The sequence below is a fragment of the Streptomyces sennicomposti genome (assembly GCF_019890635.1).
Taxonomy (GTDB): domain Bacteria; phylum Actinomycetota; class Actinomycetes; order Streptomycetales; family Streptomycetaceae; genus Streptomyces; species Streptomyces sennicomposti.
Genome location: NZ_JAIOAB010000055.1, coordinates 23,891 through 48,963 on the forward strand (window position 1 = coordinate 23,891; position 25,073 = coordinate 48,963).

17 protein-coding genes are annotated in these 25,073 nt (G+C 74.4%); 6 read left to right on the forward strand and 11 right to left on the reverse strand.

Annotated features, from left to right (window positions below):
• Positions 1-482 precede the first annotated feature (482 nt).
• Entirely contained in the window at positions 483-1,028 is a 546-nt protein-coding gene (locus K7787_RS24835; RefSeq protein WP_169439347.1) for a sigma-70 family RNA polymerase sigma factor, read from the reverse strand.
• Positions 1,029-1,404: 376 nt separating this feature from the next.
• Between K7787_RS24835 and K7787_RS24840 the strand changes: the two genes are divergently transcribed.
• Positions 1,405-2,421, forward strand: a complete 1,017-nt coding sequence (locus K7787_RS24840) for an aspartate-semialdehyde dehydrogenase (RefSeq protein WP_009188630.1) — start codon at positions 1,405-1,407, stop codon at positions 2,419-2,421.
• A 162-nt stretch (positions 2,422-2,583) separates the two neighbouring features.
• Entirely contained in the window at positions 2,584-5,163 is a 2,580-nt protein-coding gene (pepN, locus tag K7787_RS24845; protein WP_164391778.1) for an aminopeptidase N, read from the forward strand.
• Positions 5,164-5,384: 221 nt separating this feature from the next.
• On the opposite strand, the gene K7787_RS24850 is transcribed toward pepN, so the two are convergent.
• The 6 genes from K7787_RS24850 to K7787_RS24875 all read right to left on the reverse strand — a co-directional run bounded on the left by K7787_RS24850 (position 5,385) and on the right by K7787_RS24875 (position 12,259).
• On the reverse strand, positions 5,385-6,320 hold the full coding sequence (locus K7787_RS24850; RefSeq protein WP_164391775.1) for a LysR family transcriptional regulator: 936 nt from the start codon (positions 6,318-6,320) through the stop codon (positions 5,385-5,387).
• Between the two features lie 19 nt (positions 6,321-6,339).
• Entirely contained in the window at positions 6,340-7,221 is an 882-nt protein-coding gene (locus tag K7787_RS24855) for a DMT family transporter (RefSeq protein ID WP_223003018.1), read from the reverse strand.
• A 670-nt stretch (positions 7,222-7,891) separates the two neighbouring features.
• The gene (locus K7787_RS24860) at positions 7,892-8,395 is read right to left on the reverse strand and encodes an ATP-binding protein (protein ID WP_043261312.1); all 504 of its coding nucleotides are present in this window, start codon (positions 8,393-8,395) and stop codon (positions 7,892-7,894) included.
• A gap of 291 nt (positions 8,396-8,686) precedes the next feature.
• Positions 8,687-9,454 (reverse strand): enoyl-CoA hydratase/isomerase family protein, encoded by a 768-nt coding sequence (locus K7787_RS24865; protein ID WP_009190718.1) that lies wholly within the window; start codon positions 9,452-9,454, stop codon positions 8,687-8,689.
• A gap of 146 nt (positions 9,455-9,600) precedes the next feature.
• On the reverse strand, positions 9,601-10,860 hold the full coding sequence (locus tag K7787_RS24870; protein ID WP_223003011.1) for a L,D-transpeptidase: 1,260 nt from the start codon (positions 10,858-10,860) through the stop codon (positions 9,601-9,603).
• 211 nt (positions 10,861-11,071) lie between these two features.
• Positions 11,072-12,259 carry a L,D-transpeptidase gene (locus K7787_RS24875; protein ID WP_050790767.1) on the reverse strand — a complete coding sequence of 396 codons (1,188 nt, stop codon included), beginning with the start codon at positions 12,257-12,259 and terminating at the stop codon, positions 11,072-11,074.
• Positions 12,260-13,220: 961 nt separating this feature from the next.
• Between K7787_RS24875 and glgX the strand changes: the two genes are divergently transcribed.
• A complete protein-coding gene (gene glgX / locus K7787_RS24880) occupies positions 13,221-15,404 on the forward strand; it encodes a glycogen debranching protein GlgX (protein ID WP_223003019.1) in 2,184 nt (727 codons plus the stop codon).
• A 34-nt stretch (positions 15,405-15,438) separates the two neighbouring features.
• Here the strand turns inward: glgX and K7787_RS24885 are convergent, their stop codons facing one another.
• Genes K7787_RS24885 through K7787_RS24900 form a run of 4 tightly spaced genes read right to left on the reverse strand, consistent with a single transcriptional unit; the run spans position 15,439 to position 18,994 of the window.
• Positions 15,439-16,080 (reverse strand): response regulator, encoded by a 642-nt coding sequence (locus K7787_RS24885; RefSeq protein ID WP_169439502.1) that lies wholly within the window; start codon positions 16,078-16,080, stop codon positions 15,439-15,441.
• Positions 16,070-17,320 (reverse strand): sensor histidine kinase, encoded by a 1,251-nt coding sequence (locus tag K7787_RS24890; RefSeq protein WP_223003012.1) that lies wholly within the window; start codon positions 17,318-17,320, stop codon positions 16,070-16,072. The genes K7787_RS24885 and K7787_RS24890 overlap by 11 nt, the downstream gene beginning before the upstream one ends.
• A 25-nt stretch (positions 17,321-17,345) precedes the next feature.
• Positions 17,346-18,095, reverse strand: coding sequence for an ABC transporter permease (locus K7787_RS24895; protein ID WP_223003013.1), 750 nt, complete (start codon positions 18,093-18,095; stop codon positions 17,346-17,348).
• Positions 18,092-18,994 carry an ABC transporter ATP-binding protein gene (locus K7787_RS24900; RefSeq protein ID WP_223003014.1) on the reverse strand — a complete coding sequence of 301 codons (903 nt, stop codon included), beginning with the start codon at positions 18,992-18,994 and terminating at the stop codon, positions 18,092-18,094. The genes K7787_RS24895 and K7787_RS24900 overlap by 4 nt, the downstream gene beginning before the upstream one ends.
• 208 nt (positions 18,995-19,202) lie before the next feature.
• Here K7787_RS24900 and K7787_RS24905 point away from each other — a divergent pair, with 208 nt between their 5' ends.
• The 3 genes from K7787_RS24905 (at position 19,203) to K7787_RS24915 (ending at position 24,838) form a co-directional block, all read left to right on the forward strand.
• Positions 19,203-21,158, forward strand: a complete 1,956-nt coding sequence (locus K7787_RS24905) for an ABC transporter ATP-binding protein (RefSeq protein WP_223003015.1) — start codon at positions 19,203-19,205, stop codon at positions 21,156-21,158.
• Positions 21,155-23,017, forward strand: a complete 1,863-nt coding sequence (locus tag K7787_RS24910) for an ABC transporter ATP-binding protein (protein WP_223003016.1) — start codon at positions 21,155-21,157, stop codon at positions 23,015-23,017. The genes K7787_RS24905 and K7787_RS24910 overlap by 4 nt, the downstream gene beginning before the upstream one ends.
• A 69-nt stretch (positions 23,018-23,086) precedes the next feature.
• Positions 23,087-24,838, forward strand: coding sequence for an ABC transporter transmembrane domain-containing protein (locus K7787_RS24915; protein ID WP_223003017.1), 1,752 nt, complete (start codon positions 23,087-23,089; stop codon positions 24,836-24,838).
• Positions 24,839-25,073: the final 235 nt, after the last annotated feature.

Sequence of the window (25,073 nt, forward strand, 5' to 3'; positions counted from 1 at the left end):
CCGAGTGCGGTCCCGGTCCCGACGCCGAAGCCGAGCCCCGTCCCGAGGCCCAGGCCGGTCCCGACGCCGGGTCACGGCCCGAGTCCGGGGCCGGACCCGAGTCCGGGGCCGGACCCGAGTCCGACGCCGGACCCCGTCCCGAGTCCGTAGGCGGTGCCGAAGCCGCGGCCGACACCGAGCCCGACGCCGAGGCCGGGCCCGACGCCGACGCCGACACCGAGCCCGATGCCGACACCGAGCCCGACACCGAGCCCGAGGCCGGGGCCGGGGCCGGGGCCGGTCCCTGTGGCGGGGCCGGGCCCAGGGGGTCCGCCGTCAAGGTGTCCGCCAGGAGGTTCAGGTGTTTCCGGAGGGTTGCCAGGTCGGTGCGGGCCGCTTCGTACTCGGTCAGGTAGGCGGCGTCGTGGGCCGCCGGGTCCGGGGGCGGTTCGTCCAGGATCGCGGCCAGCAGCGGGTCGTCGCCGTCATGGGGGGCCGTCACGTCACACCACCTCGTTCTCGTGCAGCCGGGTCCGCAGCGCGCGGACGGCGGTGTGCAGGCGGCTCTTGACCGTGCCCTCGGGCACGCCGAGCTGCTCGGCGATGTCCCGCACCGGCAGGTCGGCGTAGAAGCGCAGGACCAGCACCTGGCGTTGCGGGCCGGGCAGCTCGTCCAGGCCCTGGGCGACGGCGAGGGAGAGCAGCCGGGTGTCCTCGCCGGAGGCGGTGTGCCCGGGCGGGCGCTGGGCGGCCAGGCGCTCCCCCAGCCGGTCCTGGCGGGCCCGGGCGCGGTGCCAGTCCATGGCGAGGCGGGAGGCGACGACCGCCGCCCACGCGGAGACGTCCCGCGGCGCCTCCTGGCCGCTCGCGGCGCGTTCCAGCAGCCGCAGGCGGACCTGCTGCACCCCGTCCGGCAGGTCCGCCTGCGGCACGCCGCCGAGCGCGAGCACCGCCCGCACCCGGCGTTCCTGGGCCGCGTCCAGCGGATCGTCGCCGCCGTGGCCCCCGTGGTCCGCCTCCCGGCCCCGGCGCACCCTTCCGCGCAGCACAAGCCCTCCCCTCCCCCGCTTCCGTCCTACGACGCCGGCGGCGCCCGGAACGTTCGGCGCGGGCGGCGGGAAATTCCTCGGCGCGGCGCGGGAAAGGCACGGCGCGGGCAGAGGCGTACATCACATCGCCGTATGAGCCGGGGACGGGCGGGCAGGCACGCGGCAGCACAGCTTGCGGCACGGGGGCCTCGCCGGGTGAATTCCTGCAGCTCAACCGGGGTGCGCACGGCAGTTCCGCAGGCCGTGTGCGGGCAGGGCGCGTCTCGTTCCTCGGGCCGGGGCGCAAAGAATTGGACACGTGGGTCGGGGTCGGCCGCATGATGGAAAGGCCTCGACCGAGCGCACAGCAGCTACAGCACACGCAGAGGGAGACACCGTGAGGGTCGGAATCGTCGGAGCCACCGGTCAGGTCGGCACGGTCATGCGCAGGATCCTCACCGAGCGCGACTTCCCGGTCACCGAGCTGCGCCTGTTCGCCTCGGCCCGCTCGGCCGGCACGGTGCTGGACGGCGTGACGGTGGAGGACGCCTCGACGGCCGACTACACCGGCCTGGACATCGTGCTGTTCTCCGCGGGCGGCGCGACCTCGAAGGCGCTGGCCGAAAAGGTCGCCTCGCAGGGCGCGGTCGTGATCGACAACTCCTCGGCCTGGCGCCGCGACCCGGACGTGCCGCTGGTGGTGTCCGAGGTGAACCCGCACGCGATCGCCGACCGCCCCAAGGGCATCATCGCCAACCCGAACTGCACCACGATGGCCGCGATGCCCGTCCTCAGGCCGCTGCACGCCGAGGCCGGTCTCGAAGCCCTCGTCGTGGCGACCTACCAGGCCGTGTCCGGTTCCGGCCTCGCGGGCGTCGCCGAGCTGCACGGCCAGACCCAGAAGGTCGTCGCGGACGCCGACAAGCTGACCCACGACGGCGCGGCGGTGGACTTCCCCGAGCCGGCCGTCTACAAGCGCCCCATCGCCTTCAACGTGCTGCCCTTCGCCGGCAACCTCGTGGACGACGGCCTGAACGAGACGGACGAGGAGCAGAAGCTCCGCAACGAGTCCCGCAAGATCCTGGAGATCCCCGGCCTCAAGGTCTCCGGCACCTGTGTGCGCGTGCCGGTCTTCTCCGGCCACTCGCTCCAGATCAACGCCCGCTTCGCGCGCCCGATCAGCCCGGAGCGCGCCACCGAGCTGCTGGCCGGCGCGCCCGGCGTCGCCCTCTCCGACATCCCGACCCCGCTCCAGGCGGCCGGCCAGGACCCGTCCTACGTGGGCCGCATCCGCCGCGACGAGACCGTGGACAACGGCCTCGCGCTGTTCGTCTCCAACGACAACCTCCGCAAGGGCGCGGCCCTGAACGCGGTGCAGATCGCGGAGCTGGTGGCGGCCGAGCTGAGCGCGTAGACCGCGGCGCGGGGCGGCTTCGCCCCGCGGGGACGCAGAGGCGCACGACCCGTACGGACGCGTACGGGGGACGGGCGGTCGCCGTGAGTCGGCGACCGCCCGTTCGTATCGCGCGCGACGTGGAAGGATGACCGCACCCACACATCACGAGGAGATGACCGCGTGCCTGGCACAAACCTGACTCGCGAAGAGGCGCAGCAGCGGGCGAAGCTGCTCACCGTTGACTCGTACGAGATCGATCTCGACCTCTCCGGCGCGCAGGAGGGCGGCACCTACCGGTCCGTGACCACGGTGCGCTTCGACGTCGCCGAGGACGGCGCCGCCTCCTTCATCGACCTGGTCGCGCCGGCCGTCCACGAGGTCACGCTCAACGGCGACGCGCTGGACGCGGCCGAGGTCTTCCAGGACTCCCGGATCGCCCTGCCGGGGCTGCTGAAGGGCCGCAACATCCTGCGGGTCGTCGCCGACTGCGCGTACACCAACACCGGTGAGGGCCTGCACCGGTTCGTCGACCCGGTCGACGACCAGGCCTACCTCTACACGCAGTTCGAGGTGCCGGACGCCCGCCGGGTGTTCGCCTCCTTCGAGCAGCCGGACCTGAAGGCCACCTTCCAGTTCACCGTGAAGGCGCCCGCGGGCTGGACCGTCGTGTCCAACTCGCCGACCCCCGAACCGCAGGACGACGTCTGGGTGTTCGAGCCGACCCCGCGCATCTCGTCGTACATCACGGCGCTGATCGTCGGCCCGTACCACTCGGTGCACAGCGTGTACGAGAAGGACGGCCGGTCCGTGCCGCTCGGCATCTACTGCCGGCCCTCGCTCGCCGAGTTCCTCGACGCGGACGCGATCTTCGACGTGACCCGGCAGGGCTTCGACTGGTTCCAGGAGAAGTTCGACTACGCCTACCCGTTCGCCAAGTACGACCAGCTGTTCGTGCCGGAGTTCAACGCGGGCGCGATGGAGAACGCGGGCGCGGTCACCATCCGCGACCAGTACGTCTTCCGGTCCAAGGTGACCGACGCGGCGTACGAGGTGCGGGCCGAGACGATCCTGCACGAGCTGGCCCACATGTGGTTCGGCGACCTGGTCACCATGGAGTGGTGGAACGACCTGTGGCTGAACGAGTCGTTCGCCACCTACACCTCCATCGCCTGCCAGGCGCACGCCCCCGGCTCGCGCTGGCCGCACTCGTGGACGACGTTCGCCAACTCCATGAAGACGTGGGCCTACCGGCAGGACCAGCTGCCGTCCACCCACCCGATCATGGCGGACATCAACGACCTGGACGACGTCCTCGTCAACTTCGACGGCATCACCTACGCCAAGGGCGCCAGCGTCCTCAAGCAGCTGGTGGCGTACGTCGGCATGGACGAGTTCTTCCGCGGCGTGCAGGCGTACTTCAAGCGGCACGCGTTCGGCAACACGCGCCTGTCCGACCTGCTCGGCGCGCTGGAGGAGACCTCCGGGCGCGATCTGAAGACCTGGTCGAAGAAGTGGCTGGAGACGGCCGGCATCAACATCCTGCGCCCGGAGATCGAGACCGGCGCCGACGGCGTCATCACCTCCTTCGCCGTCCGCCAGGAGGCCCCCGCGCTGCCGGCCGGCGCCAAGGGCGAGCCCACGCTGCGCCCGCACCGCATCGCGATCGGCCTGTACGACCTGGACGAGGCGAGCGGCAAGCTGGTGCGCGCCGAGGACGGCCGGATCGAGCTGGACGTGGACGGCGAGCTGACCGCCGTGCCGCAGCTGGCCGGCCGGCGCCGCCCGGCGGTCGTCCTGCTCAACGACGACGATCTGTCGTACGCCAAGGTCCGCCTGGACGAGGAGTCGCTGGCCTTCGTCACCGAGCACCTGGGCGACTTCGAGTCCTCGCTGCCGCGCGCCCTGTGCTGGGCCTCGGCGTGGGACATGACCCGCGACGGCGAGCTGGCCACCCGCGACTACCTGTCGCTGGTGCTGTCCGGCATCGGCAAGGAGTCCGACATCGGCGTGGTGCAGTCGCTGCACCGCCAGGTGAAGCTGGCCATCGACCTGTACGCCGACCCGGCCGCCCGCGACACGCTGCTGACCCGCTGGACGGACGCGACGCTGGCGCATCTGCGCGCCGCCGAGCCGGGCAGCGACCACCAGCTGGCCTGGGCGCGCGCCTTCGCGGCGACCGCCCGTACGCCGGAGCAGCTGGACCTGCTGAACGCGCTGCTGGAGGGCTCCGAGTCGATCGAGGGCCTGGCCGTGGACACGGAGCTGCGGTGGGCGTTCGTGCAGCGGCTGGCGGCGGTCGGCCGGTTCGACGAGGCGGAGATCGCCGGCGAGTACGAGCGGGACAAGACCGCGGCCGGTGAGCGGCACGCGGCCACCGCCCGCGCCGCCCGCCCCACCGAGGAGGCCAAGGCCGAGGCGTGGGCGGCGGTCGTCGAGTCGGACAAGCTGCCGAACGCCGTGCAGGAGGCGGTCATCGCGGGCTTCGTCCAGACCGACCAGCGTGAACTGCTGGCGCCGTACACCGACCGGTACTTCGAGGTGCTGAAGGGCGTCTGGGAGTCCCGTTCGCACGAGATCGCCCAGCAGATCGCGGTCGGTCTGTACCCGGCGGTCCAGGTCTCGCAGGAGACGCTGCGCAAGACGGACGCGTGGCTGTCCTCCGCCGAGCCCAACGCGGCCCTGCGCCGCCTGGTCTCCGAGGCCCGCGCGGGCGTCGAACGCTCCCTGAAGGCCCAGGCGGCGGACGCGGCGGCCAAGTAGCCGCACCCCGGCACGACACGACACGAAGGGCGCCCGGTGTCCCACCGGGCGCCCTTCCCTGTGCCCGGGCACTGACTCTTCGGCGTGTCGGCATGTCGGCATGTCCGGGTGCCCTGCGGGTGTCCGGGCAGGCGAGGGGGGCCGGGGGGCATGGGGACCGGCCGGTCACGCCTTGGCGTGCGGGCGGGCCTTCCTCCGGGCGGGCGGGCGAGTGCCGTCGGTCAGGCGTGTGCGTCCCCGTCCGCGAGGGCGGCCGCGGCGGCGCGCAGGGCGGACAGGACGCGTTTCAGGGTCGGGGCCTCCTCCGCGCCCTTGCGGACGGCCGTGACGACGTGGCGGCAGGGGCGGTCCTCGGTGAGGGCGCGCATCACCACGTCCGGTCCGCCGCCGCCCCGGCCGCGCACGGCGGCCATGCGGGGCACCAGCGCCACGCCCATTCCCGCCTCCACCATCGCCAGGATCGCCGTCCATCCGGCCGCCGAGTGTCCCTGGTGCGGGCGGAAGCCGGCCGCCTCGCAGGCGGCGCGGGTGATGTCCGACCAGGGGCCGCTGCCGCCGAAGATCCACTCCTCGTGGGCGAGATCGGCGAGCCGGACGCGGTCCGCCGCCGCCAGCGGGTGGTCCGGCGGCAGGGCGAGGTCGAGCGGGTCGGCGAGCAGCGGCGCCCGGGTGAAGCCGGGGTCGCCCGCGCCGGGCGCGTGCGCGGCCAGCGACAGCGCGAGGTCCACCTCCCCGGCGGCCAGCAGCTCGTACGCCTGCCGCGCCTCCGCCTCCCGCACCCGTACGGTCACCCCGGGGTGCCGCTCGCGCAGGGCCAGGACGGCCGGGACGACGAGGGCGGGCACCGCCGTGGAGAACGCCCCGATCCGCACCTCGCCGGCCTCGCCGCGCCGGTGGGCCGCCAGCCGGGCGTCGGCGCGCTCCAGTTCCTCGAAGACCGCGTCGGCGTGCCGCAGCACCAGGCGGGCCGCGTCGGTGAGCCGTACCCGGCGGCCGTGCGGTTCCAGGAGGGTGACGCCGAGCTGCCGGGCGAGGTTGGTGAGCTGCTGGGAGACCGCGGAGGGCGTCATGTGCAGGGCCTCGGCGGTCGCGGTGACGGTGCCCCGCTCGTCCAGGACGCGCAGGATCCGCAGCTTCCTCAGATCCCACTCGGCCATGCGGGCACGCTACCGGACGTCACCGGGCCGATCGTGCCGAGCCCGCGCCCGAGCCCGCGCCCAGGACGACGCCGCCGAGGATCAGCGCCATGCACAGCGCCTGCGGCAGACCCAGCGACTCGCCGAGCAGCAGCCGGGACAGCAGGGCCACCAGGACGGGCTGGAGGTAGTAGACGAGGCCCGCGCGGGCGGCGCCGATCAGGGCGATGGCCCGGCTCCAGGCGAAGAAGGCGACCGCGGAGGAGGCCACGCCGACGTACAGCAGCGGCAGGAACGTGCCGGGGGTGGGCCGGAAGCCGCCCTGGACGGCGAGGCTCGCGGCCTGCACGGGCAGCAACAGGACGGTCCCGACCAGGAACGTGGTGAACAGGAAGGCCACGCCGTCCAGTTCGGCGGGGCGGCGGCGCAGCAGGGCGCTGTAGCCCGCGAAGCAGCAGGCGGCGGCGATCATCCACAGTCCGCCGCCGGTGAGGCCCGTGCCGCCGCCGGCGCCGAGGGTCAGCAGCAGTACGCCCGCGCAGGCCGTCAGCAGTCCGGCGGTGCGCCGCAGGCCCAGCCGGGTCCCGCCCAGCCGTTCGAACACCGCCATCAGCACCGGTGAGGCGGCCATGATCATGCCCATGGTGGCGGCCGGGGTGGTCAGCCCGGCCTGGTTGACGAGGGTGTTGTAGACGGCCACGCCGAGCAGCGAGGCGAGCAGGACGTAGCGGCCGTGGCGGCGGATCAGGCGCCGCTGCCGCCAGGCGCGCCGGGCGCCGAACGGGGCGACGACGCCGAGGGCGATCACCCAGCGCCAGAAGGCGTGCTGGACGGGCGGCACGCTGTCGTGCAGCGCGCGGGAGGTGACGAAGCTGCCGGACCAGACGGCCGTGGCGAGGACGGCGAGGGCGAGACCGAGCAGGGCGGCGGCCCGGCGGGAGCCGGGAGGGGGCGCGGTGCCCGGGGCGGGGGGGGGGGGCGGGGGGGGGGGGGGGGGGGGGGGGGGGGGGGGGGGGGGGGGGGGGGGGGGGGGGGGGGGGGGGGGGGGGGGGGGGGGGGGGGGGGGGGGGGGGGGGGGGGGGGGGGGGGGGGGGGGGGGGGGGGGGGGGGGGGGGGGCGCCCGTGGGGGGGGCGTCGGGCGCGGCGGGGTGCGGGGCGGCGCCGGTGGCGGAACACCCGGCCGCGAGCGCGCCCCCGGCGACGAGCCCGGCGCCGGCCCGCAGCACGCCGCGACGATCAGTGGTGGTCACCCGCACCATTTAAGGGGCGCAAGGTAAGAAAACGGGCGATTCACACGTGTGGCCACCGGGTGAGCGTCGGTCGGCCGAAGGGGCCATGGGCGGGGCCGATCGGGTGTCGCACGGACCTGATCGGGTGTCATGGAGAGCGGCCCGATCGGGTGCCACCGTGTCGCCCGCCCTCGTGCGCTCGGGTGTCGCCACGTCACCCGCCCCCATGCGCCCGGGTGTCACTGCGTCACCCGCCCCCGCATGCTCGGGTGTCGCCACGTCACCCGCCCCCGCATGCTCGGGCGTCGCCACGTCACCCGCCCGCACGTGCTCGGGTGTCGCCACCTCACCCGCGCCCCCGCGTCAGCGGTCCGCCACGCGCATCTCGAACCAGGTGGTCTTGCCGCGCGGCAGCAGGTCCACGCCCCAGCGGTCGGCGAGCTTGTCGACCAGGAACAGGCCCCGGCCGCTGATGTCCAGCTCCTGCACCGGCATCAGGCACGGCAGCCCCCGGGAGGGGTCGCGCACCTCCACGCGGATCCAGCCCCGGCGGCGGCGCAGCCGTAACCCGAACACCCGGGCGCCGGTGTGCCGGACGGCGTTGCCGACGAGTTCGGAGACGAGCAGGACCGCGTCCTCGGTCAGCTTGGGGCTCAGTCCCCAGTGGCGCAGGACGACGACCTGGACGAGCCGGCGGGCGGTGGCCGCGGACTCGGGCCGGGACGGCAGCGCGACCTCCGCGTCCGTGGGGTTGCCGTACAACTCCAGCGCGGTCAGCGCCCGTTCGTCCTCGACCGCGGGCGACCAGCGTGCCGCGGACGCGTGCCCCTGTCCCCGCGGCTGTTCCATGCCCTCCAGCCCCGCCATGCCCCCCATCATGGCGGCCCGGACCGCGCCGTGTGGCCGTTCCGGTGGAATACGCCCCCCGTACGCCCCCGTCGTCCGGCCCCGCGCCGGCATATGCCCCGAGCCCTTCGGGCGCCGGTCCGGCCGTGCCGACCTGCGGGGACGGGATGGCCTGCGGCGAAGGGCCGGCCGTCGCGGCGGCCGGCCTTGAGGTTGCCTTAAGGCTCCCCTAAACCGCCCCTTCGGGGGACACGCGAGCGGACGCCGCGTCAACCACGTGTGACCCCCGGGGCGTCGGGGACGCGGCGGGCGTCAGAGGAACTTCGCCTTGCCCGGCCCCTCCTCGACGAAGCTGCGCATCCCGCGCTCGCGGTCCTCGGTGGCGAACAGCCCCGCGAACCAGCTCCGCTCGACGGCGAGCCCGGTCTCGAGGTCGGTCTCCAGACCGGTGTCGATCGCCTCCTTGGCGGCGCGCAGCGCGAGCGCCGGCCCCTTGGCGAGCCGCGCCGCCCAGGCGTGCGCCGCCTCGTACACCTCGGCGGCCGGCACCACGCGGTCCACCAGCCCGAGCGCCAGGGCCTCGTCGGCCTTGACCTGGCGGCCGGTGAAGATGAGGTCCTTGGCCTTGGCGGGGCCGATCAGCCGGGACAGCCGCTGGGTGCCGCCGGCGCCGGGGATCAGGCCGAGCAGGATCTCCGGCTGGCCGAGCTTGGCGTTGTCCCCGGCGATGCGGTAGTCGGCGCAGAGCGCCAGCTCGCAGCCGCCGCCGAGCGCGTAGCCGGTGACCGCGGCGACCACCGGCTTGGGGATGCGGGCCACGGCGGTGAAGGAGTCCTGGAGCGCGCGGGCCCGCAGCACCATCGCCGCGTGGTCCATCAGCTGCATCTCCTTGATGTCCGCGCCGGCCGCGAACACCTTCTCGCCGCCGTAGATCACCACGGCGCGCACGTCCTCGCGGCGGGCGGCCTCCTCGGCCAGCTCCTTGATCCGGTCCTGCGTCGCGACGTCCAGCGCGTTCATGGGCGGGCGGTCCAGGCGCAGCGTGCCGACGCCGTCGGCGACTTCCAGAGTTACGGTCATGGCAAGCAGGTTAACCACCACTAACGGCAACCGGCCCGGTGTGGTCGATCACACCGGGCCGGTTCCCGCGGACCCGGGGGCGCTCAGGCCGTTCCGGGGAACCGCTGGTGACGCTCACACGTCGGCGGGGCCGTCCCCGCGGGCCGTCACGCCTTCCACTCGCTCCAGGACATGTTCCAGCCGTTGAGGCCGTTGTCCGGGGCGACGGTCTTGTCGTGGGAGTTCTTGACCTCCACCACGTCGCCGATCATGGAGTGGTTGAAGAACCAGGCGGCCGGCACCCCGCTGTCGTAGCCGCCGCGCACGTCGCGCAGGCCGACGCAGCCGTGGCTGGCGTTGTAGTTGCCGAAGGCGTCGCCGCCCCAGTAGTTGCCGTGGATGAAGGTGCCCGAGGTGGTCAGGCGCATGGCGTGCGGGACGTCCTTGATGTCGTACTCGCCGCCGTAGCCGACCGTCTCGCCGTTCATCCGGGTCACCGCGAGCTTCTCGCTGATGACCATCCGGCCGTTCCAGGTGTCGTAGCCGGGCTTGCCGGTGGTGACCGGGAGCGTCTTGACGACCTTGCCGTCGTGCATGACCTTCATCGTGTGCTTCTTGGCGTCCACGACGGACACCTGGTTGCGGCCGATGGTGAAGGAGACGGTCTTGGTCTGCTTGCCGTAGACGCCGGGGCGGCCCTCGACGCCGTCCAGGTCGATCTCGACGGTGACCTTGGTGCCGGCCTTCCAGTACTGCTCGGGCCGGAAGTCGAGGCGGTCGTTGCCGAACCAGTGGCCCTCGACGTCGACGGCCGGCTCGGTCTTGATCCGGATGGCCTTCTCGACGGCGTCCGGATGCGTGATGCCGCGGGTGAAGTTGACGGAGAACGGCATTCCGACGCCGACCGTGGAGCCGTCCTCGGGCGTGAAGCTGCCGACGAAGGTGTTCTTCGGCGTCAGCGTGGTGAAGCTGGAGTCCTCGGCGGCCTCGCGGCCGGCGGAGTCCTTCGCGACCGCGTGGACCGTGTACTTGGTCGAGGCCGCGAGATGGGAGGACGGCGTCCAGGTGGCGCCGCCGCCGGTTATCTCCCCCGATATCCGCGTGCCCTTGGGGTCCTTGACGACGACCTGGGTGAGCTTGCCCCGGCTGGCGGCGACCTTGAGGGCACCGCTGGTGTCGACGGACTTGGCGCCGTCCTTGGGCGCGATGGTGACGACGGCCTGCGACTGCTCGCTCTGCGCCGTGTCCGCGCCCTTGCCCGCGCTCTTGCCGGACTCCGCGTCGGCGTCCCCTCCGCCGCACGCGGTGACGGCGAGCAGCAGTGCCCCGCAGGACAGTGCGAGCACTCCCCTGCCCGCCCTGCGCCCCGGCCGCCCCCCGCGTCCGCGCGCGTCAACCGACGCCCCCGATATCGGCCGCACGTTCAACGTGACTCCCCTCCCCGGGCCGGTCCGACCCGTGCCCCAGCGCGTCCCACGCGCACATTGGCGCATAGTAACCACAAGGTCAGGGGGCTGGTCGCCGGCCGAATGTCACTGTTCCGTCCCAACTTCGACAGCCGCCGGAAACCGCTTGTCCGCCGTCCCGAAACCGGGTCATGGACGACCACTTGAGCACGCGCGCCGGGGGCGCGTCCGGCTACCCGAGTGCGCTGCCCGCCGTCCAGTCGGCCCAGCTCATGTTCCAGCCGCCGAGTCCGTTGCTCGGGGAGACCGTGCGGTCGTCGCTGTTGACGACCTCGACCACGTCGCCGACGAGGCTGCGGTCGAAGAACCAGCCCGCCGGGGTGCCGGAGCTGCCGCCCTTGACGTCCTTCAGCCCGACGCAGCCGTGGCTGACGTTGGTCCGCCCGAACGTGGTCGGCGCCGACCAGTAGTTGCCGTGCAGGAAGGTGCCGGAGTCGGTCAGGCGCATGGCGTGCGGGACGTCGGGGATGTCGTACTCGCCGCCGAAGCCGACCGTGCGGCTGTTCATGCGGGTGACCTCCAGCATCTCCATCACCACCATCTTCCCGTTGTAGGTGGTGGACTTGGGCGCGCCGGCCGTGACGGGGACGGTGGCCAGCAGTTCGCCGTCGCGGCGCACCTCCATGGTGTGGGCGGCGGCGTCGACCAGGGAGACCTGGCTGCGGCCGACGGTGAAGGAGAAGGTCTTGTACTGGAGCCCGTAGACGCCGGGCGCGCCCTGCACGTCCCGCAGGCGCAGATCGACGGTGACGCGGGTGCCGGGCCGCCAGTAGGCGCGGGGCCGGAAGTCGAGGCGGTCCTTGCCGAACCAGTGCGGGCGGATCTCCACGGGCGGGTCGGCGGTGACGCGGACGGCGCGCTCGACGGCGGCGCGGTCGGCGACCGGGCGGCTGAAGGAGAGGGAGACGATCATCCCGGTGCCGACGACGGAGCGGTTCTCGGGGGTGACGTAGCCGATGAAGCGCTCGGCGGGGACGTAGGTCGTGAAGGTGGTGTGCCGGGCGGCGCGGTGCCCGTCCTCGTCCACGGCGACCGCGTCCACGGTGTACTTGGCGGCGAGGGCGAGCCGGTCGTCGTCGGGCCGCCAGGTGCGGCCGTCGCGGGAGAGGCGGCCGGGCACCGGGGTGTCCTGCGCGTCCTGCGCCTTGACGACCTTCACGGACTCCAGGCGTCCGCCGGCCACCCGCACCCGCAGCCTGGTCCCCGGGCGGACGTCCTTGCTGCCGTCGGCCGGGGCGACGCGGACCACGTCCTCGGGCGCGGGGGGCTTGCCGAAGACCCGGCCGAGGGACTCCGGGCCGCCCGCGGTGCAGCCGGTGGCCCCGGCCAGTAGTCCTGCCCATGCCAGTACGGCGGCCATCACGGCCCTCGCGCGCCGTGCGCGCCGTTGTACGTGCCTCACGGGCTGCCCAACGACCGGCCCGCTCCCGGGAAACGTGAGTGCGACCCCGCCTCTGGGCAGAACAGTGGGGAGGAGCACACGCCGGGGAGCCGCGCCCGGGGGGACAAGCCGCAGGAGCGGACCGGAGCCGAACGAGCCGCAGCAGCCGAAAAAAGGGGCCGACCAGGTGTCCAGCGCAGCCGAGCAGGAGGCGGTGGCGAGCGGGCGCGCCACCGCGAAGGGGCCGACGACCGACGCCGGGTCGACGACCGGCGCCCGTCAGCCGCCCGACGCCGACCACCCGGCCGAGGCCGGTCCGCCGCCCCCCGCCGACCGCCCGGCCGATGCCGCCCGCCCGCCCGAGCCCGACCACCCGGCCGCCCCCGGGACCGCGTCCCCGGACGGGCCCACGCCCGCGCCCGCACCCGCACCCGCACCCGGGGAGCCGACCGGGAACGGTCGGGTGCCCGCGGGCAGACGGACGACCGACGACGGCGGATCGAGCGGGCTCGCGACCGAGGACGGCGGGTCGGGCGGCCGGACGGCCGGGAGTGGCCGCCCGGGCGGGAACGGGCGGGTGCCCCGCGACAGGCGGACGCCCGAGGACGGCCGGCCGGGCGCGCACGGCGTCGCGGACGGCGACCCCGGACCGACCACCGAGGACACACAGCCGGACAGACAGACAGCCGAGAAGGCGCAGCCCGCCGAGGACGGACACGGCCTCGCGGACGGCGGCCATGCACAGCCCACCGAGGACGGACACGGCCTCACGGGCGCCAACCACGCGCAGCCCACCGAGGACGGGCGCGGCCTCGCGGGCGGCGGTCACGCGCAGCCCGCCGAGGACGGACACGGCCTCGCGGGTGGCGGGCGTGGGCTGGCGAACGGGCGTGCCGGGCGTCGTGGCGTCGTCGCTCCCGCGTCCGCCGCCGCCGTCGCCGTGGCCGGCGGGCGGCGCGTCGCCCCGGCGGCGGCCCCCGTGCCCGTGTGGCCGGGCGCGGCCACCCCGCTGGGCGCCCGGTTCCGGACCGGGCCGGACGGGGTCGCGGGCACCAACTTCGCGCTGTGGGCCGGCGGCGCGGAGGCGGTGGAGCTGTGTCTGTTCGACGAGGCGGGCAAGGAGACCCGCGCCCGGCTGACCGAACTGACGCACGAGATATGGCACGGCTTCGTGCCGGGCGTGCTGCCGGGGCAGCGCTACGGCTACCGCGTGCACGGCCGCTGGGACCCGTGGACCGGCGCCCGCTGGAACCCGGCCAAGCTGCTCCTCGACCCGTACGCGCGCGCGGTGGACGGCGCGTTCCGGCTGCCGCCCGAGGTCTACGGGCACGTCCGCGACTGGCCGGACCAGCACGTCGCCGACACGGTGCGCGACGACCGCGACTCCGCGCCGTACGTGCCCAAGGGCGTCGTCGTGCACGATGACGACGACTGGTCGGACGACCGCCGCCCCAAGACGCCGTGGGCGGACTCGGTCATCTACGAGCTGCACGTGCGCGGCTTCACCATGCGCCACCCCGGCATCCCCGAGGAGCTGCGGGGGACGTACGCCGGGCTCGCCCACCCGGCGGCGGTCGAGCACCTGACGCGGCTCGGCGTGACGGCGGTGGAGCTGCTGCCGGTGCACCAGTTCGCCCACGAGGACCACCTGCTCAGGCGGGGCCTGCGCAACTACTGGGGCTACAACTCCATCGGCTACTTCGCCCCGCACGCCGCCTACGCGGCCTCCGGCACCGCCGGACAGCAGGTGGGCGAGTTCAAGCGGATGGTGCGCGCGCTGCACGCGGCCGGCATCGAGGTCGTCCTCGACGTGGTCTACAACCACACCGCCGAGGCCGGCGAGTACGGCCCGACGCTGTCCCTGAAGGGCATCGACAACCAGCGCTACTACCGTCTCCAGGCCGACGCCCGCCGCTACGCCGACTACACCGGCTGCGGCAACACCCTGCACGTCGTCCAGCCGCACGTGCTGCGCCTGATCACCGACTCGCTGCGCTACTGGGTGACCGAGATGGGCGTGGACGGCTTCCGGTTCGACCTGGCCGCCGCGCTGGCCCGCTCCATGCACGACGTGGACATGCTCTCGCCGTTCCTCGCCGTGATCGCCCAGGACCCGGTGCTGCGCCGGGTCAAGCTGATCGCCGAGCCGTGGGACGTGGGCGCGGGCGGCTACCAGGTGGGCGCGTTCCCGCCGTTGTGGGCGGAGTGGAACGACCGCTACCGCGACGCCGTACGGGACTTCTGGCGGCACGCGCTGCCGGACGTGCGGGAGATGGGCTACCGGCTGTCCGGCTCCAGCGACCTGTACGCCTGGGGCGGCCGGCGGCCGTACGCCTCCGTCAACTTCGTCACCGCGCACGACGGTTTCACCCTGCGCGACCTGGTCAGCTACGACCGCAAGCACAACGAGGCCAACGGCGAGGGCAACCGGGACGGCACGGACGACAACCGGTCCTGGAACTGCGGCGCGGAGGGCGAGACCGACGACGCGGCGATACGGGCGCTGCGCCGCCGCCAGCTGCGCAACCTGCTCACCACGCTGCTGCTGTCCACGGGGGTGCCGATGCTGGTGGCCGGCGACGAGATGGGCCGCACCCAGCACGGCAACAACAACGCCTACTGCCAGGACAACGAGACCGGCTGGCTGGACTGGTCGCTGCTGGACGATCCCGGGTGGCGGGCGCTGTCCGAGCTGACGGCCCGGCTGATCGGGCTGCGCCACCGCCATCCGGTGCTGCGCCGCCGGGCGTTCTTCTCGGGCAGCGCGCACTCGGCGGACGGGCTGCGGGACCTGGCGTGGTTCACCGCGCGCGGGACGGAGATGACCGAGGAGGACTGGTACGCCCCGGCGGCCACCCTCGGCATGTATCTGTCGGGGCGGGACATCCCGGGCCGCGACGAGCGGGGCGCGCCGGTGCTGGACGAGAGTTTCCTGGCCGTCCTGCACGCCGGGGAGGACCCGGCCGGCTTCGTCCTGCCGGGGCCGCCGTGGGCGGAGCGCTACGAGGTGGTGGTGGACACCTCGCTGGAGGAGCAGGCCGAGGCGCCGGGCACGGTGCACCGGGCGGGCGCCGTGATCACGGTGCCGGGCCGCTCGGTGCTGCTGCTGCGGGTGGCCGGCTGACCCGGGACGCCCCGCACCCGCCGGGCCGGGGGACTCAGCCGAGGATGCCCCGGTCGTAGGCGACGGCCACCGCCGCCGCCCGGTCGTTGACGCCGAGCTTGGCGTACAGGTGGGTGAGGTGGGTCTTCACGGTGGCCTCGCTGATGAACAGCTCGCGGGCGATCTCCCGGTTGGAGGTGCCGCGGGCGACCAGGACCAGCACCTCGCGCTCGCGGGCCGACAGCGGCTCGTTGCCCCGGGCGGGGGCGCGGACGGCACAGACCAGGCGGGAGGCCACGGCCGGGGAGAGGACGGTGCGGCCCTCCGCGGCGGCGCGCACGGCGGTGAACAGCTCGTCGCGCGGGGCGTCCTTGAGGAGGTAGCCGGTCGCGCCCGCCTCGATGGCCGGCAGCGTGTCGGAGTCGGTGTCGTACGTCGTCAGGACCAGCACCCTCGCGCGGGCGCCGCGCCGGGTCAGCTCGCGGATCGCGTCCACGCCCGCGCCGCCCGGCATCCGCAGGTCCATCAGGATCACGTCCGGGTCGAGCGCCGCGGCCTTCTCGACGGCCTCCACGCCGTTCGCGGCCTCGGCGAGGACCGTGAAGCCGGGCGCGGACTCGAACATGCCGCGCAGACCGTCCCGCACCACGGGATGGTCGTCGACGATCAGCAGGGAGACGGTCGGGTCATCGGTCATGGCGCACCAACGGTACGCGAGCGGAGACCGCCGTGCCCTGCCCCGGCTCGGACTCGACGGTCACCGACCCGGCGATGCGCTCGGCGCGGGCGCGCATGCCGGCCAGGCCGAAGCCGCCGGCGCGGGTGCGGGCGGGCACGGCGGCCGGGTCGAAGCCGGCGCCGTCGTCGCGGATGTCGAGGATCACCTCGTCGCCCATGTAGGACAGGGTGACCCCGACCCGGGCGGCGCGGGCGTGCCGGGCGGCGTTGGACAGGGCCTCCTGCGCGATGCGCAGCAGGGTGGCGGACACCTCGTCGTGGAGCTGTTCGGCGGTGCCGGTGACGGTGAAGTCGGCGCGCGCTCCGGTGCGTTCGCCCCACACGGCGACCGTGGACTTCAGCGCCTCGGGCAGTGCGGTGTCCTCCAGCTCGACGGGGGCGAGGTTGTGCACGGAGCGGCGGGCCTCGCCGAGGCTGTGCCGGGCGAGGGCCGCGGCCCGCTCCAGATGGGTGCGGGCGGTGGTCAGATCGGGGGCGCTGGACACCACCTGGAGCTGGGCGATGATCCCGGTCAGGCCCTGGGCGAGGGTGTCGTGGATCTCGGCGGCCAGCCGTCGCCGCTCGTCGGCGACCCCGGCCTCGCGGGCCTGGACGAGGAGCTGTGCGTGCAGGGCCGCGTTCTCGTCCAGGGCCTGCTGGAGGGCCGTGTTGGTGCGCTCCAGCTCGGCGATGGTCTCGGCCTGGGCGACGGCGCGGCGCTGCTCCTGGTCGGCGAAGCGCGTGAACAGCGAGACGATGGCGATGTTGACGCCGAGCACCACGGCGAAGCCGAACCAGGCGACCGTGCCGCGGGGCGGCATGCCGCCGATCTCGCTGCCCGCCATGGTGACGGCGGTCAGGGCGAGGCCGGCCCGCACCAGGCGGCGGGGCAGTTGCACCGTGGCCGTGTAGTAGCCGATGACGGCGTAGAAGGCGAAGAAGGGGTTGAGCCAGGTGAGGACGAAGCCGAACGCCCAGCGCAGGAAGTAGAGGCAGGCGGCGGCACCGCCCCGCGGCGGCCGGTGGCGCAGTACCCACGGCCGTCCCAGCTCCAGCGCCAGGGCCGCGACCACCAGGGCGGCCGACAGGTACATGTCGCTCCCGGACATGCCGACCACGCCGGCCGAGCCGGCCGCCGTCAGGACGCCCACGGCCAGCAGTCCGTACGGTCCCCAGGCGGCGAAGCCGACCCGCAGCGGCGTCCACTCGGCGTTCGTCATGGATTCAGTCTCCGGCACGGCCGGTTCACTCCCAGCGGAACCAGCGCGCGGCCCCGGCGGTCAGCAGCACCGTCCAGACGGCGAGCACCGCCAGGTGGGTCCAGCCCGGCCAGTCGCCCCCGGCGGCCTGGTTCAGCGCCTGCGCGGCGGCGCCGAAGGGCGTGTACCCGACGATCCGGGCCATCAGGTCGGGCATGGCCTGCACCGGCACCCACAGGCCCGCGCAGAACATCATCGGGAAGAGCACCGCGCTGCCGACCGCGCCCGCGATCTTCGTGGTGCGCGACAGCGCGGAGACCACCGAGCCCAGCGCGAGGGCGACCAGCACCGCCGGCACCAGGGCGACGGCGTACCCGAGGGGCTGCTTCGGCAGCCGCACGTGGAAGGCGAGGCGGCCGACGAGCAGGGCGAGCAGCGCGGAGACGAGGGCCGCGCCCGCGAAGACCGCCATGTGGGCGGTGAGCAGGGCGATGGGCCTGACCGGAGTGGTGGACATCCGGCGCAGGATGCCGCGCTCGCGGTAGCCGGTGAGGACCTGCGGCATGCCCTGGAGCCCGCCGAGGATCATGCCGAGCAGCACGGTGATCGGCACATACGTGTCGACCAGCCTGAGGCCGCCGAGCGAGTCGTCGGGCTGCCGGAAGGACGGGATGGAGCCGAGGATCACCAGCAGCAAAGTCGGGAAGAGCAGGATCCAGAAGATCGCGCCCGGCTCGCGGCCGAAGAGGCGGATCTCGGTGCGCAGCACGGCGCCGTCGACGACCGGGGTGTTCATGCGGCGGCCTCCGTGAGGTCCAGGAACGCGTCGTCGAGCGTGGCGTCGCTGACGCGGAGCTGGTGGGCGGTGATGTGGTGGCGGGCGAGGAGGGTGATCACGGCGTTGACGGTGGCGTCGGTGCCCGACAGCGTGACCCGGCCGTCCTTGTACGCGACCGAGGCCACCTCGGGCAGCGCGTTCAGGTCGTGCTCGTCCAGCGGCGCGGACGGCGTGAAGCTGATCACGGTGGCGCCGGCCGAGCGGCGGATCAGGCCCTGCGGGGTGTCCAGCGCGGCGATCCGGCCCTTGTCGATGACCGCGATCCGGTCGCACAGCCGCTGCGCCTCCTCCATGAAGTGCGTCACCAGCAGCACGGTGACCCCGCCGGCGCGGACGTCCTCGATCAGCTGCCAGGTGTCGCGGCGGGCGCGCGGGTCGAGTCCGGTGGTCAGCTCGTCCAGGACCACGACCCGGGGGTTGCCGATGAGGGCGAGCGCGATGAACAGGCGCTGCTTCTGCCCGCCGGACAGCTTGCCGAAGCGGGTGGTCAGCCTGTCGGTCAGACCGAGGCGTTCGGCGAGGGGCCGCCAGTCCGCCGGGTGCGGGTAGAAGGAGGCGTACAGCTCCAGGGCCTCGCGGACGGTGAGCTTGGCCTGCAGCTCGCTCTGCTGGAGCTGGGCGCCGAGGACGCGGGCCACCTGCTCGTGGTCGGCGACCGGGTCCAGGCCGGTGACCCGGACCCGGCCCGCATCCGGCACGCGCAGCCCCTCCACGCACTCCACGGTGGTGGTCTTCCCGGCGCCGTTCGGCCCCAGGACGCCGAAGATCTCGCCCTCCTCGACGGAGAACGAGACGCCGTCCACGACGGCCCGGCCGCCGTAGGACTTGCGCAGTTCGCTGACTTCGATGACTGACATGACCCCAGAATCCCGGCGCGCGCCCCGTCCGCACATCGCCCGACGCGCTCGAGGCGGCATCAGCCGATCGGTTGATGCCGCGCTACGACCGGACCGGCCGGCCCCTCCCCCGGGCGGCCGAACGCGCAGGTCGTAGGACCAGGGGCGGACCGCGGTCCGGCCGAAACTCGGTGGGCGATGTCAGTGCCGATCCGTACGCTCGCTCCTGATGCCCACGACACCCGCTCCCGCCGAGGAGACCACCGAGGAAGGCGCCGGGGAGAGCCCCGCGAGCGCCGGACAGAGCCCTGCGGACGCCGGGAAGAGCCCCGGCGGCGACGCCCCCGCCGGGCGCTCGGCCGTGCGCGCCCTGCTGCGCCTGTGGCCGTACGTGCGCCCGGTGCGCGCCCGGCTGGCCGTCGCCGCGGCCGTCGCGATCGTCGCCTCCTGTGTGGGGCTGGTGATCCCGCTGGTCCTGAAGTGGCTGGTGGACGGGCCGGTCGCCGACCGGGACACCGGGGGCGTCTGGCTCGGCGCGCTGTACGTGCTGCTGCTCGGCCTCGCCGAGGCGGTGCTGTTCGGGCTGCGGCGGTGGCTGGTGGCCCGGCCGCTGTCGCGGGTCGAGGCGGAGATGCGGGCGGCCCTCTACCGGCACCTGCAGCGCCTCCCGGTCGCCTTCCACGACCGGTGGGCCTCGGGCCAGTTGCTCTCGCGCGGCACCACCGACCTGATGCTGCTGCGCATGTTCCTCGCCTTCCCGCTGACCTTCCTCCTGGTCAACGGCGTGACCATCCTGGTGGGCCTGGCCATCATGCTGGTCCAGGACTGGACGCTGGGGCTGGTGATGCTGGCCCCGGCCGTGCCGCTGATCGCGCTCAGCGCGTACTTCGAGAAGCGGTACGCGCATGTGGCGCGGCTCGCGCAGGACCAGGTCGGCGATCTGACGACGGTGGTCGAGGAGAGCGTCCTCGGCATCCGCGTCGTCAAGGGGTTCGGCCGGCACCGCAGCCAGGCGCGGGCGTTCCGCGCGCTGTCGAAGACCCTGCGCGGCACGGAGCTGCGCAAGGCGCGGCTGCTGGCGACGATCTGGGCGGTCATCATGGCGCTGCCCGAGGTGGCCATCGGGGCGACGCTGGTGGCGGGCGCGATGCGGGTGGCCGACGGCGCGCTGTCGGCGGGGACGCTGGTCGCGTTCCTGTCCACGGCGCTGGCGCTGCGCTGGCCGGTGGAGTCGATCGGCTTCCTCCTGGCGATGAGCCAGGAGGCGGCGACGGCCACGGAACGGTACTTCGAGGTGATGGACGCGGAACCGGAGGAACCGTCGGTTCCCGGTGACCGCGGGCCGGCGGCTCCGCGCCCCGGAGGAGGCACGACTGCCCGCGGGACGACCGGGGCGGCCGACCGCGGCGTCACCGAGGGCGGGCTGCGGTTCGAGGACGTCCGCTTCCGCTACCCCGACGCCCCCGAGGACTCCCCGCCCCTCCTCGACGGAGTCGACCTGCACGTCCGCCCCGGCGAATCCGTCGCCCTCGTCGGCGCGACCGGCAGCGGCAAGACCACCCTCACCGCCCTCGTCCCCCGCCTGCACGAGATCACCTCGGGCCGCATCACCCTCGACGGCGAGGACATCACCGCCATGGACCGCGACCGCCTGCGCTCCCTGGTCGCCGTCGCCTTCGAGGAACCCACCCTGTTCTCGGCGAGCGTCGGCGAGAACGTCCTGATGGGCGCCCCGCACACCGCGGGCGCGGCCGACCTGGACCGCGCCCTCGCCGTCGCCCAGGCCGACTTCGCGCACGCGCTCCCCGAGGGCACCGACACCCAGGTCGGCGAGCAGGGCCTGAGCCTGTCCGGCGGCCAGCGCCAGCGCCTCGCCCTGGCCCGCGCGGTCGTCGGCCGCCCCCGCTTCCTCGTCCTGGACGACCCGCTGTCCGCCCTCGACGTGCACACGGAGGCCGCGGTGGAGGCCGCGCTGCGCCGAGTCCTGGCCGACACCACCGCCCTGATCGTGGCGCACCGCCCCTCCACGGTGCTGCTGGCCGACCGGGTCGCCCTGCTCTCCGGCGGCCGGATCGCCGCCGTCGGCGCCCACCAGGAACTCCTGCGCACCCACCCCGAGTACGCCCATCTGATGGCGGGCGGCGCGACGCCGTCCGAGCCGACCGAGGAGGACCAGGACCGATGACGGCCTCCACCGCGCCCGTCCCCGCCGCCGAGGACGAGACGGACGAACCGCCGCGCCCGAAGGACTGCGGCGACCCCTTCGACCGGGACGTCCTGCCCACTCCCCCGGGCGCCACGGCCGCGCTGCTGCGTTCGCTGCTCGCCCCGCTGAAGGCCCGCGTCGCCGGGACGACGCTCCTGCTGCTGCTCCAGCAGGCGGCGGCGCAGGCGGGCCCGCTGCTGGTGGCGTACGCGATCGACACCGCCGTACCGGCGCTGCGCGCGCACGAGAGGGGGCCGCTGATCGCGGTGGCCGTCGGCTATCTGCTGTGCGCGCTGGCCTCCGGCGCGTTCCAGTGGGCGTTCATCGTGGGCGCGGCCCGGGTGAACCAGGACGTGCTGCTGGATCTGCGCGGCCGGATCTTCCGGCACGCCCAGGCGCTGAGCGTCGACTTCCACGAGCGCTACACCTCGGGCCGGCTGATCTCCCGTTCCACCACGGACGTGGAGTCGCTGCGGGAGCTGCTGAGCGAGGGCCTCCAGGAACTGGTCGCGGTCGTCCTGTCGTTCGTCTACATCTCGGCGATGCTGCTGTGGCTGGACCTCGGGATCGGCGCGGTCGCGGTGGCCTCGTTCGTGCCGCTGTACCTGCTGGTACGGCTCTACCAGCGGCGCGCGGTCCGGGTGTACGGGGAGCGGTCCACGGCGATCGCGGCGGTGATCGTGAAGTTCGTGGAGACGATGAACGGCATCCGCCCGGTGCGGGCGTTCCGTCGCGAGGCGGTCAACGACGCCGACTTCGCCGTCCTCAACCGCCGTCACGAACGCGCCAACGGCGACGCGCTGCTGGAGATGGCCCGCTATGTGGTCGGCTCCCGGCTGGTGGCCAACACGGCGGTCGCGGCGATGGTGCTGTGGGGCGCCTACCGGGTGACGGACGGTTCGCTGGAGCTGGGCGTGCTGGCGGCGGCGGTGCTGTACCTGCGGCGCCTGTACGACCCGATCGACCGCCTGGGCATGTTCCTCAACTCCTACCAGTCGGCGGCCGCGTCCCTGGAGAAGATCGCGGGCCTGCTGGCGCAGACGCCGTCGGTCCCCGAGCCGTCCTCGCCGCGTCCGCTGCCGCCGCTCGCATCCGAACTGCCGGGCCGCGAGGTGGTGTTCGACGCGGTCGGCTTCGGCTACCGCACCGGCGGCGAGGTGCTGCCCCGGTTCGACCTGACCCTCCCGGCCGGGCAGACCGTCGCCGTGGTCGGCTCCACCGGCGCCGGCAAGTCCACCCTGGCCAAGCTGCTGGCCCGCTTCTACGACCCGACGGCCGGGCGGGTCCTGCTGGACGGCGTGGACCTGCGCGAGCTGGCCCTGCCCGAACTGCGGCGCGGGGTGGTGATGGTGACCCAGGAGGCGTTCCTGTTCTCGGGCACGGTCGCCGACAACATCGCCATCGGCCGCCCGGAGGCGAGCCGTACGGAGATCGAGGCCGCCGCGAAGGCGATCGGCGCCCACGACTTCATCAGCGCCCTGCCCGACGGCTACGACACGGACGTCCGCAGGCGCGGCGGCCGCATCTCGGCGGGTCAGCGCCAACTGGTCGCGTTCGCGCGGGCGTTGCTCGCCGATCCGGCCGTGCTGATCCTGGACGAGGCGACCAGCTCGCTGGACGTCCCGGGCGAGCAGGCGGTGCAGCGCGCGATGGCCACGGTGCTGCGGGGCCGTACGGCGGTGGTGATCGCGCACCGGCTGTCCACCGTGGAGATCGCCGACCGGGTGCTGGTGATGGAGCGGGGCCGGATCGTGGAGGACGGCCGCCCGGCCGAACTGATCGCCGGGACGGGCCGCTTCGCCGAGCTGCACCGGGCCTGGCGCGACAGTCTCGCCTGAGGCGGCAGTCTCGCCTGAGGCGCCGGTCCCGCCCGAGCGGCGGAGAGCCAGAAACGGAACGGGGAAGAAGTGATCGACGCGTACGAGGACCCGGGGACGCCCGACCGGCGCGGCGGGTGGCACTACCTGTGGTGGCTGGTGCTGCGCCAGCCGGGCCGCTCGGTGGCCGGGGCGGTCCTGTCCATGGTGTGGATGGTGCTGCTGGCGGCGACGCCGTATCTGATGGCGCGGGCGGTGGACGACGGGCTGCAGCGGGACGACACGGCGGCGCTGGCCGGCTGGACGGGCGCGCTGGTCGTGGCCGGCGCGGTCAACTCCTGGGTGGGCGTCATGCGGCACCGCACGATGACCCGGGTGCGGATGGACGCCAACTTCCGCACGGTCAAGGTGGTCGTGGACCATGTGGTGCGGCTCGGCGCCGCGCTGCCGCGCCGGGTGGGGGCCGGGGAGGTCGTCACGATCGGCGTGGGCGACGTGCAGACCGTCAGCAGGGCGCTCACCGTCATCGGGCCGGGCGTCGGCTCGGTCGTCGTGTACGTGGTGGTGGCCGGGCTGCTGCTGTCCGTCTCGCCGGTGCTGGCGGTGGTGGTGCTACTGGGGCTGCCGGTGATCGCGGTGCTGGTCGGGCCGCTGATGCGGCGGCTGCAGGGCGCCGAGGGCGAGTACCGGGAGCGGCAGAGCGTGCTGACCGCCCGGATCGGCGACCTCGCGGGCGGGCTGCGCGTCCTCAACGGCCTGGGCGGCAAGGACCTGTTCGCGGACGCCTTCCGCCGGGACTCGCAGCGGCTGCGCGCGCAGGGCTACCGGGTCGGCGCGGTCACCAGCTGGATGCAGGCGCTTGGGGTGGGCCTGCCGACGCTGTTCCTCGCGGTGGTGGCCTGGCTCGCCGCCCGGCTGGCCGCCCGGGGCGAGCTGACCGTGGGCGAGCTGGTGTCGGTGTACGGCTGGACCGCGGTCCTGGTCGGCCCGGTGGCCTTCCTGGTGGAGATGGGCTACGACCTCAGCCGCGGCGTGGTGGCGGCCCGCCGGGTCGTACGGCTGCTGCGGGTGGAGCCGGAGGCGGACACCGGCGTCCTCGACGGGCCGGCCGAACCGTCCGTGCTGCACGACCCGGACTCGGGCGTGCGGGTGCCGCCGGGGCGGCTGACGGCCCTGGTGTGCGCCCGCCCGGCGGACGCGGCGGCGGTCGTGGACCGGCTCGGCCGGTACGAGCCGTCCGACGTCACCTGGGGCGGACGGCGGCTGGACGCGATCCGGCTGCGCGAGGTCCGCGCACGCGTCCTCGTCGCGGACAACGAGGCCGACCTGTTCGCCGGCGCCCTGCGGGAGCTGCTGTCGGGGCGGGCGGAGCACGCGGACGCGGAGATCGCGCGGGCGCTGCGCGCGGCCGTCGCCGAGGACGTCGTACGGGGGCTGCCGGACGGGCTGGACTCGCCGGTGGCCGCGCAGGGGCGCAGCCTGTCCGGCGGGCAGCGGCAGCGGGTGCGGCTGGCGCGGGCGCTGCTGGCCGACCCGGAGGTGCTGCTGGCGGTCGAGCCGACCTCGGCGCTCGACGCGCACACCGAGGCGGCCGTCGCCGACCGGCTGTACGCGGCCCGGGCGGGCCGTACGACGCTGGTGACCACCACCTCGCCGCTGGTCCTGGACCGCGCCGACCTCGTGCACCACCTGGTCGACGGCAAGGTCGCGGCGAGCGGCGCCCACCGCGACCTGCTCACCCACGACCCGGGCTACCGGAACCTGGTGGCCCGGGACACCGGGACACCCGACACCGAGCCACGGCCCGACGAGACACCGAACACACGAGAGGCGGTCCGGTGACGGGGACGGAAGAGGGACGGGGGCCGGACGGCGGGCTTGCGGAGGGGCGGGGGCCGGACGGCGGGCTTGCGGAGGGGCGGGGGCCGGATGACGGCCCTGCGGAGGGGCGGGGGCCGGGTGACGGCTCGCCCGAGGGACGGGGGCCGGGTGACGGCTCACCCGAGGGACGGGGGCCGGGTGACGGCTCACCCGAGGGACGGGGGCCGGGTGACGGCTCACCCGAGGGACGGGGGCC